This is a genomic window from Luteibacter sp. ME-Dv--P-043b, assembly GCF_030209605.1.
Classification (GTDB): Bacteria; Pseudomonadota; Gammaproteobacteria; order Xanthomonadales; family Rhodanobacteraceae; genus Luteibacter.
Genome location: NZ_JARVRT010000043.1, coordinates 14,267 through 27,667 on the forward strand (window position 1 = coordinate 14,267; position 13,401 = coordinate 27,667).

14 protein-coding genes are annotated in these 13,401 nt (G+C 67.1%); 4 read left to right on the top strand and 10 right to left on the bottom strand.

The window, feature by feature from the left end; translation table 11 throughout:
* Window positions 1-180 precede the first annotated feature (180 nt).
* Window positions 181-1,164 carry an L-histidine N(alpha)-methyltransferase gene (gene egtD / locus QRN34_RS18195; RefSeq protein WP_285406731.1) on the bottom strand — a complete coding sequence of 328 codons (984 nt, stop codon included), beginning with the start codon at window positions 1,162-1,164 and terminating at the stop codon, window positions 181-183.
* Window positions 1,161-2,429 (bottom strand): ergothioneine biosynthesis protein EgtB, encoded by a 1,269-nt coding sequence (gene egtB / locus QRN34_RS18200; RefSeq protein ID WP_285406732.1) that lies wholly within the window; start codon window positions 2,427-2,429, stop codon window positions 1,161-1,163. Before egtB ends, egtD begins: the two co-directional genes overlap by 4 nt.
* A 183-nt stretch (window positions 2,430-2,612) precedes the next feature.
* Between egtB and QRN34_RS18205 the strand changes: the two genes are divergently transcribed.
* Window positions 2,613-3,071 (top strand): DUF6491 family protein, encoded by a 459-nt coding sequence (locus tag QRN34_RS18205; RefSeq protein ID WP_285406733.1) that lies wholly within the window; start codon window positions 2,613-2,615, stop codon window positions 3,069-3,071.
* A gap of 963 nt (window positions 3,072-4,034) precedes the next feature.
* Here QRN34_RS18205 and QRN34_RS18210 read toward each other — a convergent pair.
* The 3 genes from QRN34_RS18210 to QRN34_RS18220 form a co-directional block, all read right to left on the bottom strand.
* The gene (locus QRN34_RS18210) at window positions 4,035-4,457 is read right to left on the bottom strand and encodes a hypothetical protein (RefSeq protein WP_036140639.1); all 423 of its coding nucleotides are present in this window, start codon (window positions 4,455-4,457) and stop codon (window positions 4,035-4,037) included.
* Between the two features lie 77 nt (window positions 4,458-4,534).
* Window positions 4,535-6,676, bottom strand: coding sequence for a bifunctional 23S rRNA (guanine(2069)-N(7))-methyltransferase RlmK/23S rRNA (guanine(2445)-N(2))-methyltransferase RlmL (rlmKL, locus tag QRN34_RS18215; RefSeq protein ID WP_285406734.1), 2,142 nt, complete (start codon window positions 6,674-6,676; stop codon window positions 4,535-4,537).
* Window positions 6,673-7,191 carry an alpha/beta fold hydrolase gene (locus tag QRN34_RS18220; RefSeq protein ID WP_285406735.1) on the bottom strand — a complete coding sequence of 173 codons (519 nt, stop codon included), beginning with the start codon at window positions 7,189-7,191 and terminating at the stop codon, window positions 6,673-6,675. The genes rlmKL and QRN34_RS18220 overlap by 4 nt, the downstream gene beginning before the upstream one ends.
* A 45-nt stretch (window positions 7,192-7,236) precedes the next feature.
* Here QRN34_RS18220 and QRN34_RS18225 point away from each other — a divergent pair, with 45 nt between their 5' ends.
* From QRN34_RS18225 to QRN34_RS18235, 3 genes are read left to right on the top strand one after another with little or no spacing between them, the layout of a single operon-like run.
* Window positions 7,237-7,794: an N-acetylmuramoyl-L-alanine amidase gene (locus tag QRN34_RS18225; protein ID WP_285406737.1), complete on the top strand. Its 558-nt coding sequence runs from the start codon at window positions 7,237-7,239 to the stop codon at window positions 7,792-7,794.
* Window positions 7,795-7,845: 51 nt separating this feature from the next.
* Window positions 7,846-8,712 (top strand): acyl-CoA thioesterase II, encoded by an 867-nt coding sequence (locus QRN34_RS18230; protein ID WP_036140635.1) that lies wholly within the window; start codon window positions 7,846-7,848, stop codon window positions 8,710-8,712.
* A 7-nt stretch (window positions 8,713-8,719) separates the two neighbouring features.
* The gene (locus tag QRN34_RS18235) at window positions 8,720-9,610 is read left to right on the top strand and encodes a LysR family transcriptional regulator (RefSeq protein ID WP_285406738.1); all 891 of its coding nucleotides are present in this window, start codon (window positions 8,720-8,722) and stop codon (window positions 9,608-9,610) included.
* Here QRN34_RS18235 and QRN34_RS18240 read toward each other — a convergent pair.
* The 5 genes from QRN34_RS18240 to QRN34_RS18260 form a co-directional block, all read right to left on the bottom strand.
* Window positions 9,585-10,817 carry an MFS transporter gene (locus QRN34_RS18240; protein WP_285406740.1) on the bottom strand — a complete coding sequence of 411 codons (1,233 nt, stop codon included), beginning with the start codon at window positions 10,815-10,817 and terminating at the stop codon, window positions 9,585-9,587. The two genes, QRN34_RS18235 and QRN34_RS18240, sit on opposite strands and share 26 nt — an antisense overlap.
* A gap of 104 nt (window positions 10,818-10,921) precedes the next feature.
* Complete coding sequence (locus tag QRN34_RS18245) at window positions 10,922-11,380, bottom strand: hypothetical protein (RefSeq protein WP_285406741.1); 459 nt, start codon at window positions 11,378-11,380, stop codon at window positions 10,922-10,924.
* Window positions 11,381-11,432: 52 nt separating this feature from the next.
* The gene (locus tag QRN34_RS18250) at window positions 11,433-12,410 is read right to left on the bottom strand and encodes a multidrug resistance efflux transporter family protein (RefSeq protein WP_285406742.1); all 978 of its coding nucleotides are present in this window, start codon (window positions 12,408-12,410) and stop codon (window positions 11,433-11,435) included.
* 51 nt (window positions 12,411-12,461) lie between these two features.
* Entirely contained in the window at window positions 12,462-12,815 is a 354-nt protein-coding gene (locus tag QRN34_RS18255) for a hypothetical protein (RefSeq protein WP_285406743.1), read from the bottom strand.
* A gap of 56 nt (window positions 12,816-12,871) precedes the next feature.
* Window positions 12,872-13,219 (bottom strand): hypothetical protein, encoded by a 348-nt coding sequence (locus QRN34_RS18260; protein WP_285406745.1) that lies wholly within the window; start codon window positions 13,217-13,219, stop codon window positions 12,872-12,874.
* Window positions 13,220-13,401 lie beyond the last annotated feature (182 nt).

A 13,401-nucleotide genomic window follows, 5' to 3' on the forward strand; every position in this document is an offset into this window, starting at 1 on the left:
TCCAACGTCTACACGTAGGAGCGCGCGATGCGCGCGACATGTTTTGAGGCCAAACCTGTCGGCTGGCGCGCCAGCTCCAGAGGTTCCGCGAAAACATGTCGCGCGCATCGAGCGCTCCTACGGGTCATCGTCTATCGGCGCAGCGGCTGCCGATAGACGATAACCTCACCGAACAGGCACTCAGCCAGCGGGCGTCGTCCGCACCAGGTACTGCACGCTGAAGCGGCGATCCTCGTCCATCCAGACCTGCTCCACCGACAAACCGGCTTTGTTCGCCATCTGCGCGAAGTCGTCCAGCGAATACTTGCAGCTGTACTCCACCTGCATCGCTTCGTCCTCGCGGAAGGTGAAGGCATCGCTGCCCACATGCACCACCTGGTGGCGGGTGCTGACCAGCGAGGTCTCGATCCGGCCGGCCAGCACGTTGTAGCGTGCGCGGTGGCGGAACGCATCCAGATCGAAATCGGTGCCGACCTCGCGATTCAGCCGCACCAGCATGTTGAGCGTGAAATCGCGCGTGACACCGGCGGCGTCGTTGTAGGCGGCCTCGATCTGCGCGGCGTCCTTCTTCAGGTCCACGCCGACCAGCACACCGCCGCCGTCGCTCATCTCGGCGCGCATCTGGCGAAGGATCTTCACCGCATCCTTCGCCTCGAAATTACCGATGGTCGAACCCGGGAAGTAGATGACGGTGCGCCGTGGCGAACGCGAGGCCACCGGCAGCCGCAACGGCTGGGTGAAGTCGGCGCACACCGGCTGCATGGGCACATCGGGGAAGCGCGTGGATAATTCGGCGACGCTTTCCATCAGCGCCGTGCGCGAGATCTCCACCGGCACATAGGCCACGGGCGTGACCAGGTGCTCGAGGAGCATCCGCGTCTTGATCCCACTGCCACTGCCGTATTCGACCAGGCGTACATCGGGCCCGATCACATGGGCAATGTCTGCCGCATGATCGCGCATGATGCGGATCTCGGTTCGCGTGAGGTAGTACTCCGGCTGTTCGCAGATGGCCTCGAACAGCGCCGAACCGCGCTCGTCATAGAACAGGCGCGACGGCAGCTTCTTGATCTTGGCCCCGAGTCCGCGCCGGACGGTCTCGAGGGTGTCCTCGACATCCGGATGGCGGTCGTCGACACGGATGTCTTTGGGTTGAGCACTCATCGATCGTTTCCCAGTCGTATCCCCGTGAACTGCCAGCGCGCATGGGGAGGAAAAAAATTACGGTAGGTGGCACGAATATGATCGGAGGGCGTCGCGCAGGAGCCTCCGCGGAGTATCCACTGACCGTTCATGAACTTGCCGTTGTATTCCCCCAGCGCACCGTCCAGTGGACGAAACCCCGGATAACTGACATATGGGCTCATCGTCCATTCCCAAACGTCGCCGTACATCTGACCCAGGTCGGTTTCAAACGACGACGCACGTGGGTGGAACAAACCGTTGTCCTGGAAATTGCCGCGTATCGGCAGCGACGCGGCCATGGTTTCCCATTCGGCCTCTGTCGGCAGCCGCGCGCCGGCCCAGCGCGCGAACGCGTCGGCCTCGAAATAGCTGATGTGGCACACCGGCGCGTGCGGATCGATGGCCCGGCGGCCCTGCAAGGTGAACTCCGTCTCGCACGCCTCGTCCCAGTAGAGCGGACGCTGCCAACCCTCGGCCTGCACGGTGGCCCAGCCGTCCGACAACCACAGCAACGGGTCGCGATAGCCGCCGTCCTGCACGAATGCCAGGAACTCGGCATTGGTCACCGGACGATTGGCCAGCGAACCCGCCTGGCGCCAGGTGCGATGGCGCGGCCCTTCGTTGTCGAAGTGAAAACCGTCGCCGGCATGACCCACCTCCACCACGCCTTCGTCGAACGGCACATAGCGCAAGGCAGGCGCGGCCACGGAGAGCGCACGCGGCGCCTCGGCGGCGAACGCCGGCTCCAGGGGATTCTGCGCAAACGCGTGCTTGATGTCGGTGAGAAGCAATTCCTGGTGCTGTTGCTCATGCTGGCAGCCCAGCTCGATCACGACAGCCAGTGCCGGATCGTCGTTGTGCATGAGACGCTCGGCCACGGCATCGTCCACACGGCGCCGGTAATCCAGCACTTCGGCGAAGTCCGGCCGCGTGATCATTCCCCTACTGGGGCGCGCGTGCATCGGGCCTACCGACTGGTAGTACGAGTTGAACAGGAAGTGCCATTCCGGGTTCGCCGGCACATAGCCTTGGGTACGACCCAGGACGAAGTGCTCGAAGAACCATGTGGTGTGGGCAAGGTGCCACTTGGTCGGGCTGGCGTCCGGCATCGACTGGATGACGGTGTCCTCCGGACGCAGATGCGATGCCAATTCGGCACTGCGACGGCGTACGCCCAGGAAACGCGTGGCGAGGTCCGCAGGGGCCGCGGGGGTCGGGTCGAGGCCAAGCGGGCGGACCGTCATGCGCTGGCCTCCTGTGCGGCCGTATTAGCGTCAGTCATTACGGAAAGGATGGCCGAGGAAACGTTCAACGAACGTGAGTGGCGCCCTTCACGCCCTTAACGAAAGGTGCACCGTGGCCCCTGTCAATCTGGCCCGTGGGCCGATCCCGGCTTAACATCGCCATTCCTCCCGGAGGACCGCGTCATGACTGCCCGAATCCTGTTTACCAGCGCTCTTCTGCTCGCAGGCGCGTTCACCGCGCACGCGCAGGACAACACACCCCGTCCCGGCTCCTCCCCCCAGGCCCGTAACGAACTGCCCTTCAACGACTGCCTGCGCACCGACCGCATCAACGAATGGGCGGTGGTCGACGCGCGTACGGTGGCGGTGCGCAACGGGCCCAACCATTTCGTGGTGAAGACCAGCGCTGACTGCCCGCGGATGGATCTGGGCGGCGGCATCCGCTTCAAGTCGTCCAACAGCGACAAGGCCATGGGCGAGATGCGTATCTGCGGCGGCATCGATGAGAAAATCCTTCGCCGCAACGAGCCACCGTGCCAGGTCCAGTCCGTGCAGACGATCGACAAGGCCACATTCGAATCGATGAAGAAGAGCGCAAAGCGCCGCGGCTCGGGTGCGCAGCTGCCGTCTCCGGGTGGTTGAGGCGGGCTCGCCTTCGGCATCGCGTTGGGGCTCGAGCCTTGGCGTCGCGGAGCAAGAGCCGGCGGGTGCCACCCTCGTGGCCACGCCTGCGGCGACCCGCTAGGGAAAGGCCGCTCCGCGGCCGTTTATTTATTGCCCTTCGGGCCGGGTCGGGCTTCGAACGGGGATTTTCGATTCGACATCCTGTCTCAGCGAAAATGGCCGGCCGTCCTGGCCGGCCCCCTTCGGGCCTTTCCTCGCCTGCGGCTACCGGCCCCGAGGGTGGCACCCGCCGGCTCTTCCTCAAACTGAGGTGGGTTGGGGTCGAGCGCAGAGCAGAGCTGGGTTTCGCTTCGTTGCTGGGACCGCTCGCTTGCCTGTTGCGCATGGCATCCGTCGCCTTAGGTACGTCGAGGGTTCGCGCACGTGCGTGCGCTCCTACCCAGCCGATAGATCATGCGTCGGGTATTCCAACACCTGCCCTACCCCCCGAGGTAGGAGCCCACGATGTGGGCGAAAAGCCAACAAAGCGGCGACGCCGTACCCCTCCCGCTACTCGTTCACCACCCCTCGCTGCTCGCCCAACATCCCACCTCAGTTTGAGGAAGAGCCGGCGGGTAGCCCCCTCGGGGCCGGTAGACGCAGGCGAGGGCTTCGAACGGAAAAAGCCCGCAGGGGGCCGGCCAGGACGGCCGGCCGTTTCCGCTGAGACAGGAGGTCGAATCGGAAACCTCCGTTCGAAGCCCGACCCGTGCCCGAAGGGCAATAAACATAGGGCCGCGGAGCAGCCCTTCCCTAGCGGGTCGCCGCAGGCGTGGCACCGAGGGGGCTACCCGTCGGCTCTTGCTCCACGGCCCAATGCCAAACGCGATGCCGAAGGCGAGCCCTCACGGCAATCCACCACGAAACGTCCGCCCCAAAACAAAAAGAGCCCGGCTTGCGCCGGGCTCCTCCATCAAACCACTCAACCGAAAACGACTCCGATCAATACCCGTCGTCACGCACATAACGGGTGCCACCGTAACCATCGTCCACGTAGGTGGTCGTGGTGGTCACGCGGCGGGTGACCACCGGCGCGTCGTCATAGACGACCGTGCGGGTAGGCGGGGCGTAGTAATAGCCCGGGCCGTTGTCGTAGACCACCGTACGCGGCTGCGTGGCGTTGGCGACCAGGCCGACCACCGCACCGGCGACGATGGCGCCAGCGATCCAGCGCCCGGCGTGGTCGTAGTGACCGCGACCGTAGTAGCCGCCACGGCCGCCGTAGTAACCACCACCGTGGTAGCCATAGCCGTAACCGCCATGGTAGCCGCCGTAATAACCACCGCGGGCAAACGCGCCGGGTGCGAACGCCATCAGACCCGCAGCGGCGAGGACGAGAGCGGACTTTACGAACTTACCTTTCATGACAGTTACCTCCGGGTGTTGACTGCAGATTCGCGCTCGGCCACTGAATCCAATCTGAAGTTTTCTACACCCTCAATTCACGTTTTCCACGGATTCACGAACGGTTTCCGGAGCAGCCAGCAACCGTGGATGTTGTGCCGGCGGGAGAAGTCGAACGGGATGCTGGGAGCGCTCCAGTCCTCAATGGAAAAGTGGGGTTCCAGCGCGGCCTTATCAAGCTGGAAACGGCGGAAATTGTTCGAGAAAACAATGACCCCGTCCGGCAGCAGCCGGTCCAGGCACAGCATCAGCAGCTTCACGTGATCGCGCTGCACGTCGAAGTCGTCGGCCTTCTTGGAGTTGGAGAAGGTCGGTGGGTCGACGTAGATCAGCCCGTACTGCATCGAGCGCTTCTCGAGGAAGGTCAGGGCATCTTCCTGCACCAGCCGATGGCGTGCACCTTCGAACCCGTTCAACGCCAGGTTGCGCGATGCCCAGTCCAGGTAGGTGCCGGACAGATCCACGGTGGTGGTGTCGCGCGCATCGCCGGCCGCCGCGTAGACACTGGCCGTGCCCGTATAGGCGAACAGGTTGAGGAAGTGCTTGCCCGGCGCCAGTTCGCGGATCTTCTCGCGGACCAGGCGATGGTCGAGGAACAGGCCGGTGTCCAGGTAATCGGTGGGGTTGATGAGGAAACGGAGGCCGCCCTCGCCCACCTCGATGAACTCGCCCTTCTGGTCGAACTGACCGTACTTCGAGCCACCCTTGCCGCGCTCGCGCGTCTTCACCGCGATGCGCTCACGGGGAATGCCGAACACCTCGCTGGCCACGCGGCCGATCTCGCGCATGCGGATGCGCGCCACGTCCACCGGCACGTCCTGCGGCGCCTTGTATTCCTGGATATGCAGCCAGTTTTCGTAGACGTCGATGGCGGCGGCGTACTCGGGCAGGTCCTGGTCGTAGGCGCGCCAGCAAGTGATGCCCTCGCGGGTGAGCCGCTTGCGCAGATGGCGGACATTCTTTTCCAGGCGGTTCTTCAGCATCTCCGCACCGGGCGACAACGGCTTCGCTTCGCGCGGGGCTTCGTCACGCGCGCGCAGGGCGTAGGTCAGCAGCGGGGTTTCCAGCGCGCCGTTGAACAGGGCGTAGCGTTTGTCGGGGCTGAGGCGCAGCGCACGACCCAGTTCCTCGTCGCCGGCCAGCACCGCCGCGCGCCAGCCGGCGAAACGGTCCTTCAGGGCCTGGCCGAAGTCGCGATAGAGCGCCGGCAGCTCGGCACGATCGCCCAGGCGCTCGCCGTAGGGCGGATTGGTGATGACCAGGCCCAGTGGTGTCTCCGGCGGCGGTGCCACGTGCACCGCGTCTCGCTTGTCGAGATGGACGAAACCCGCCACGCCGGCGCTTTGCGCGTTGCGCTTGGCGGTCTGCACCATCTGTGCATCCGAATCGCTACCGAAGAACACCGGGCGCAGGGCACGTAGGCCTTCTTCCGCCCGCGCCTTGGCCTCGTCGTAGATGGAGCGCCACAACGCGTAATCGTGCTTGGCCCAGCCGAGAAAACCGTAGTAGTCACGACGCAGGCCGGGCGCCACGTCGGCGGCCATCAGCGCGCCTTCGATCAGCAGCGTACCCGAGCCGCACATCGGATCGACCAGCGCACCGCCTTCGGCGTAGATGCGCGGCCACTGCGCACGCACCAGCATGGCGGCGGCGAGGTTTTCCTTCAGCGGAGCCTCGCCTTGCTGCTCGCGCCAGTTGCGACGATGCAACGGCAGGCCCGAGAGGTCGATCGACAGCGTGGCGCGGTCGCGGCGCAGGCGCACGTTGACGCGCAGGTCGGGTTCTTCCGGATCGATATCCGGGCGCGCACCGGTGGCGGCACGGAACTGGTCGACGATGGCGTCCTTGGTCTTCAGCGCGATGAACTGGCTGTGCGTGAGCTTGCTCTGTGCCGTGTTGGCATCCACGGCCAGCGTGCCGTGCGCGGCCAGGTGGGTGGCCCAGTCGATGTCCTGTACACCCGCATAGAGGGCGTCCTGGTCGGCGGCGTCGAACTCGGCCAGCGGTAGCAGCACGCGGCTGGCCATGCGCGACCACAGGCAGGCGCGGTAGGCCGTCTCGATGTCACCGGCAAAGGACACGCCGGCCAGGGCCTCGCGCACGTCCTTCGCGCCGATGGCGATCAGTTCGTCCTTGAGCAGGTATTCCAGGCCCTTCGGGCAGGTGGCGAAGAAGTTCATGCCAGGTCCCCGAGGAAACGGCGGAAGGTGGTTTCGATGTCTGCCATGGCGTTGCCCAGCCGGTGGTCGTCCTCGACCAGCAGCATCGGGATCGCATGGCTGCGCGCGAAGGCGAAGGCCTCATCCACAGGGCAGACATCGTCCGCATAGCCGTGGATCATGAAGGCGGGCACGCCCCTGGCGAGGTCGAAGGCCCGGCCGTAGCCGGGGATGCGCGCAGGTAGCGCCAGCAGGAACACTCCGGCCACCGGGGCCTGCAGCGAGGCCAGCCCCGAGACGAAGGCGCCCATGCTGGAACCGACCAGGATCGGGGGCGCCGGGGAGTCCGCGATGGCCCGGGCCAGCCGCGCCAGCCGCGGGTCGACGCAGCCGGCATGGCCGAGGGCGTCGTCGTCACGGTAATCGGGGCGGACCGTGGTCCAGCCCAGCGAGCCGGCCAGGGCCGCCAGCGCGCTGACCTTGGTGGCGTCGGGGCCGGAATCGGAACCGTGGGAAAGGATGATGTGACCGCGCATGGCGGACTCCGTACGCGGAATGACCGGCTATGTTATCAAAGCGCCATGATCGACATCCGCCCTAACCCCCTCCCCTACGAACACCGCCTCCCGGAGCGCCCGGCCGACGCGGTGGACCTGGTCGTCATCCACTGCACCGAGTTGCCCGACCTGGCCATGGCGCGCGAGTACGGCGAGCGCGTGCTCTACGAGGACCGCGGCACGGGCGCCAGCGGGCACTACTACGTCGATCGCGACGGAACGATCCAGTGCTACGTCGATCCGCTCCGCATTGCCAATCACACCCGCGGCTACAACCCGCGCTCGATCGGCATCGAGCTGGTCAACACCGGTCGTTACCCCGACTGGTTCCACTCGGCCCGGCAGGTCATGACCGAGCCCTACCCCGCCGAACAGATCGACGCCCTGCGCGCCCTGCTCGACGACCTCGCGCTGCGCTTTCCTTCGCTGCGCCATATCGCCGGCCACGAGGACCTGGACACCGCCATGGTCGCCGCCAGCGACGATCCGAACCGAGAGGTACCACGCAAGCGCGACCCGGGCCCGCTATTCCCGTGGTCGAAGGCCTACGACGCGGCCCGCCTCGCGCGGCTGGCGGGCTGAGGCCCGGTATACTTTCCGGCCATGTCGCCACCCCGCTCAACAGAGACCCCCATGACGGACAACCATGTCGGCGAACTCGTCGAACTGCTCGAACTCGAGCGCCTCGAAGACAACCTCTTCCGCGGCCAGAGTCGCGACATCGGCACCAAGTTCGTCTTCGGCGGCCAGGTGCTCGGCCAGGCGCTGTCCGCCGCGCAGCGCACGGTGGATCCGCGCCGCGAGGCGCACTCGCTGCATGCCTATTTCCTGCGTGCCGGCGACATCAACGCACCGATCGTCTACAGCGTCGAGCGCACGCGCGACGGCGGCTCGTTCTCGTCGCGCCGCGTGGTCGCCATCCAGCACGGCCAGCCCATCCTCAACGGGTCCATCTCGTTCCAGGAACCGGAAGCCGGCTACGAGCACCAGATGTCGATGCCCGAGGTGCCTGCACCCGAGGACGTCGAGCCGATGCCGGCGATGACCGCCGAACAGCTGGCCCGGCTGCCGGAGAAGACCCAGCGCTGGCTCGGCATCGACGGCCCGTTCGAGTTCCGCCACGTGTGGCCGCGTGACGAGCTGCGTCCGGCCAAGCGGCCGCCGTACCAGCACATCTGGTTCCGCCTCACCGCGCCGATCGACGACACCCTCGGGCTGCACCAGGCGCTGCTGGCCTATGCGTCGGATTTCCACCTGATCGGCACCGCCACCCTGCCCCACGGCATCTCCTACCTCACCCGCAACATGCAGATGGCCAGCCTGGACCACGCGTTGTGGTTCCATCGCCCGTTCCGTATCGACGACTGGCTGTTGTATTCGTTCGACAGCCCCACCTCGCAGGGCGCGCGCGGCCTGGCGCGCGGCATGATCTACACCCGCAACGGCGTGCTGGTGGCCTCCACCGCGCAGGAAGGCCTGATCCGCGTCCGGCCGGACTGAACCGCCCATGGGCATCGAGCTGCGGCACCTGCGTTATTTCATCGCCGTGGCCGACGAGCTGCATTTCAGCCGCGCCGCCGAGCGGCTGGGCATGTCCCAGCCGCCGCTCAGCCAGCAGATCCGCGACCTGGAAAGCCTGCTCGGCCTGCGCCTGCTGCGACGGACCAACCGACGCGTCGAGCTGACCGATGCCGGCCGCGTCTACCTCGACGCCGCACGCGACATCGTCACGCGCGTGGACGATGCCGCCGACCAGGCGCGCCGCGCCGAGCGTGGCGAGATCGGCGAACTGCATGTGGCTTTCACTCGTTCCACCCCGTTGATCGAGCGGTTCCCGCGAGCGATCCGCGCCTTCCGCGACGCCTATCCTGCGGTGCGTCTGGTGCTTGTGGAACGGAACACGTTGCAGCAGGTGGCATGCCTGCTGGACGGAAGCCAGCACGTGGGCCTGCTGCGTGGCGGTGCGCTACCCGCCACGCTGGTCTCGCACAAGCTGGTCGACGATCCGCTGGTGGCCGTGCTGCGCGCCGATCATCCGCTGGCCAAGCGCAAGCGCGCCCGGCTGCGCATGGACGAACTGGCCGACGAACGCTTCGTGGTCTTCAGCCGTGCCGCCGGCACCGGCGTGCACGACCAGTTGCTGTCGATGTGTCGCAACGCGGGCTTCGTGCCGCGCATCGCCCAGGAAGCCGGTGAGTCGTCCACGATGATCGGCCTGGTGGCCGCGGGCCTGGGTGTCGCCGTGCTGCCGGACTCGCTGCGCCACGTGCGTGTCGACGGCGTGGCCTACGTCGCCATCGATTCGCCGGATGCCGCCAGCGCGCTGCACGTCACCCACCGTCGCGACGATGCCTCGCCGCTGGTGAAGGCGTTTACGGCGCTGATGCTAAAGGCGTGAGCGTGCGCAGCTTCAACGCGACAGCCAGGCCGGCAAGGATCAGCACGGCCGCATAGATCGCCACGCCGTTCCACCCGCCGTGGTTCCAGGCCAGCCCGCCGATCGAGCCGGCGATGCTCGAACCCATGTAGTACGCGAACAGGTAGAACGACGACGCATGCGCCTTGGCGAACGACGCGCGTCGACCCACCCAGCTACTGGCGATGGAATGCCCGCCGAAGAAACCGAAGGTCAGCAGCGCGATGCCGGCGACGATGGCCCATAGCGACGCACTGGCCGTCAGCGCTACGCCGGCCAGCATGATGACGAAGGCCGACCACAGCACGCGACGACGACCCAGCCGGCCGGCGATCGCCCCCATCCACGCCGAGCTGCCCACGCCGATCACGTAGACCATGAAGATGGCACCCACATGCGACTGCGACAGCGAGAACGGCGCGGCGATGAGACGGTATGAGACGTAGTTGTAGATCGTGACGAAGGCACCCATCAGCAGGAAGCCTTCCGCGAACAGCCACGGCAGCCCCTTGTCCCGCCACAGCGAACCGAACGACGCCAGCAGGGCCCGGGGGTGCGCGCGCCGCTTCTCGAAATACGCCGACGCGGGCAAGCCGCGCAGCACCAGGTACGACGCGACCAGGCCGAGGCCGCCGATGACCGCCACGGCCACGCGCCACGAGGCATGGTCCGCGGCGAAACCGGCGATCAGTCGTCCACCCATGCCGCCGAGGGCATTGCCACCGATATACAGCCCCATGGCGAAGCCAAGTGAATCGCCGTGGATCTCCTCGCCCACATAAGTCATGGCCACCGCAGGCAACCCCGCCAGGGTAAGGCCCAGCAGCGCGCGGATGACCAGGAACGCACCCCAGTGCGGCGCCATGGCTGAGAGCAGCACCAGCAGCGACGAGCCCAGCAGCGAGGCCAGCATCACCGGCTTGCGCCCCAGGACATCGGAGATCGCCCCGGCGAACAGCATGCCCACGGCCAGCACGCCGGTGGTCAGCGACAGCGACAGGCTGCTGCTGGCCGCGTCCACGCCGAAATCGTGCGAGAACGCGGGCATCAACGGCTGCACGCAATAAAGCAGGCCGAAGGTAGCGAACCCCGACGAGAAAAAGGCCAGGTTGGTGCGCCGGAACGCCGGCGTGCCGTGCCTGATACGGCGATCGACTACAACGGCCGGTGCGGGCGACGAACCGTCCATGGGAACCTCCAGGGAATGAGCCATGTCGCCAAGGCTAGACCCTGAATTGAGTCGAATCGATACCGGTACGCGTCCTCTTCGATATGTCCTGTGTATGAATCGGCTCAGCGGGTGACGGTGCCGGTGTCGCCGCCATCCCACTGGATGGCCGCCGCCAGTTCCTCGTCGGTGAGGGCCAAGGCCCCGGACCCGGCCTCGGTCTTGAGCGACAGCACATGGCCATCGTGGCGGGACAATTCCCGCGCGCCCGAACTGGCCATCGCATGTGCGCGTTCATCGTCCGAGGACAGCAGCACCAGCAGGGTTTTCGAGCCGGCCACGAAGCGCACGCCGCTGGTGGCGCCCGACTTCGCCAGCGCCGCGGAATCCAGCGGCACCGCCGTGACCTTGTCCGTCCAGCGCGGCGGCCCGACGAAGGTGTAACCCGCGGCTTCGTCGCGCCAGGCGAAGCGTTTCATCGGATCGGCCGCCGGGGCGCGCTGCCCGTGGGTACCGGGCGGGGTCTGCGCGGCCGAGGCGGCGAAGGTGCAACCAAGCAGGAAAGCGATGGCAAGGGGTTTCATGGCGCACCTCGGGAAGATAGGCGCAGCGTACGCTTCCCGTGTCTGGATGGCGTCAAGCGCCCCGGTCGGCGTCCGCCCCGTCGGGATCGGGTGAACCGTCCCGGCCACTCGCCCATGCGAACAGGGCGATGCCCACGACGATGGCCACGGCACCGAAGGCCGCGAGCGGGCCGGGCAGCGACTCGTGCAGGAATAGCACGCCGATGCCCGTGGCGAACAGCAGTTCGGCGGCCTGCATGGCTTCCACGCCGGCCAGCGCGGTGCCCTGGCGTCCGACCATCTCGGTGGCGTGGAAGAACAGCACGGTGGCCACCACACCCGAGGACAAGGCCACGCCACCGGCCAGTAACACCTCGCGCAGGGACGGCGGCCCCAGGGTGACCCACGCCACGCCCGCGAAGACCAGCCACACCGGCGCGCTGGCCAGGGTCATCCCGAACACGCGCTGCACCGCGCCCAGCCGGGTGCCCGTGCGCTCCAGGTGCAGCAGGATCATCCGGTTGCCCAGCGGATACGCGAACGCGGCGAACACCACCGCGCCCACCGCCAGCCAGGCGGAAGCATCCAGCGCACCCCGCGCATGGCCGAACTGCAGCAGCATGACGCCCAGCACGATCAGCGCCCCGATCGACAGCGCCCCGACCTGCCAGCGGGCCCGCTCGTCGCGATAGATGAAGGGCGCCAGAAGGGGGCCGGCCAGCACGGTGGTCTGGAAGCTGCCGGCCACCAGCCACGACGGCCCGCTGCTGGCCGCCCAGGTCAGCGGCACGCCGAACAGCACGAAACCGACGGCACTCCAGGTGAGCCAGGTGCGCGTATGCCCGCGCAGTTCCTGTGGCAGCGCGCCCAGTCCACCGCTGAAGGGCAGCACCGCCGCCAGCAGCGGCAGCGTGATGAGATAACGAAGGATCACCGCCCATTGCCAGTGCCCGCCCCCGCTGACCACAGCGCGGTTGAGGACATAGGTGAGCGTGAAGAACAGTGCGGACAGCAGCGCGAGGGCGACCGCCCGGGAAGCACGGGAACGCATGGCATGACCTGGAACGAACAGGCCCCAGTGTGCCAGCGACCGCGCGCAACGTCAGCCGGCGTCGTCAGCCGCCTCGTTGAGCTCCAGGAACAGCTCCTGCAACTCGCCGCCGATGGGCCGGCCGTCGATGCACAGCGTCACGTCGCCCTCGATACCCGCCACCGGGCAGCAGCCGTCGACGATACCCAGCAGGTTGGCCGTGGTATCGATCATCGTGTGGCAGATCACCTGGAGAAAGACCTCCTTGCCGGCCTCGTCCAGCCCGTTGAACAGTTCCAGCGCGTTCACCCAGTGCGGGTCCACCGCGCGCTCGGCCGGCGTGGTGCGGAACAGTTCGGCGTAGACGGCGAGGTTGTCGCGGACCACGGCCTGCTGGAGGGCGGAGACGAAACACTCGGGAGACATGGCGCCACCTGCGGGAAGACGATATGCAGCCTATGTGTGGGAGGTATGCCCCCGCCTCAATGGCGCTCCCGCCCTTCCCGGCCTTCCCGCCGCGGCCGGCGCGACGCCGGCACGTAGCCGGGCCAGATGGCGTCGTAGAAATAGCGCTCCACCGCGCTGGGCGGCGCATAGGCCTGCACCGGTGGCGGAATCAGCTTCCGCAGCCTCGCCTCGTTGTGCTCGGCCCAGCGCGTCACCATGCGCTGCATCAGGGACATACCGCGCAGCACGGCCCCCTGCCCCTGCCGCGGCCCATAGCGCCAGCGCACCACCCAGCGCCCATCCTGCGGACTGACCCGCGCGAACGGCCGCGTCGTCCCCTCGAGGACCGCGTACTGCCGCTCACCCATCCGTATCCAGTTCACCGTGGCCATGGGGCCGAGATTAGGTGGGCCCCGTCTCAGATATGTGGACGGCGCGGCAGGTTTGCCTGAGGTTTTTCAGGCAAGTCGCTGGGCAGGGAGGCGAAGAAGCCGAAGCCGTTGTCCTTGCATGGCGCGGCGAGGAGGCGCTGGGTGGTCACACTCTGCGCTCGGGCAGCGGCCGC

Bases quoted from the DNA above. Each gene is read 5' to 3' on its own strand.
- egtD (WP_285406731.1), bottom strand. From the start codon at position 1,164: ATGAGTGCTCAACCCAAAGACATCCGTGTCGACGACCGCCATCCGGAT.
- egtB (WP_285406732.1), bottom strand. From the start codon at position 2,429: ATGACGGTCCGCCCGCTTGGCCTCGACCCGACCCCCGCGGCCCCTGCG.
- QRN34_RS18205 (WP_285406733.1), top strand. From the start codon at position 2,613: ATGACTGCCCGAATCCTGTTTACCAGCGCTCTTCTGCTCGCAGGCGCG.
- QRN34_RS18210 (WP_036140639.1), bottom strand. From the start codon at position 4,457: ATGAAAGGTAAGTTCGTAAAGTCCGCTCTCGTCCTCGCCGCTGCGGGT.
- rlmKL (WP_285406734.1), bottom strand. From the start codon at position 6,676: ATGAACTTCTTCGCCACCTGCCCGAAGGGCCTGGAATACCTGCTCAAG.
- QRN34_RS18220 (WP_285406735.1), bottom strand. From the start codon at position 7,191: ATGCGCGGTCACATCATCCTTTCCCACGGTTCCGATTCCGGCCCCGAC.
- QRN34_RS18225 (WP_285406737.1), top strand. From the start codon at position 7,237: ATGATCGACATCCGCCCTAACCCCCTCCCCTACGAACACCGCCTCCCG.
- QRN34_RS18230 (WP_036140635.1), top strand. From the start codon at position 7,846: ATGACGGACAACCATGTCGGCGAACTCGTCGAACTGCTCGAACTCGAG.
- QRN34_RS18235 (WP_285406738.1), top strand. From the start codon at position 8,720: ATGGGCATCGAGCTGCGGCACCTGCGTTATTTCATCGCCGTGGCCGAC.
- QRN34_RS18240 (WP_285406740.1), bottom strand. From the start codon at position 10,817: ATGGACGGTTCGTCGCCCGCACCGGCCGTTGTAGTCGATCGCCGTATC.
- QRN34_RS18245 (WP_285406741.1), bottom strand. From the start codon at position 11,380: ATGAAACCCCTTGCCATCGCTTTCCTGCTTGGTTGCACCTTCGCCGCC.
- QRN34_RS18250 (WP_285406742.1), bottom strand. From the start codon at position 12,410: ATGCGTTCCCGTGCTTCCCGGGCGGTCGCCCTCGCGCTGCTGTCCGCA.
- QRN34_RS18255 (WP_285406743.1), bottom strand. From the start codon at position 12,815: ATGTCTCCCGAGTGTTTCGTCTCCGCCCTCCAGCAGGCCGTGGTCCGC.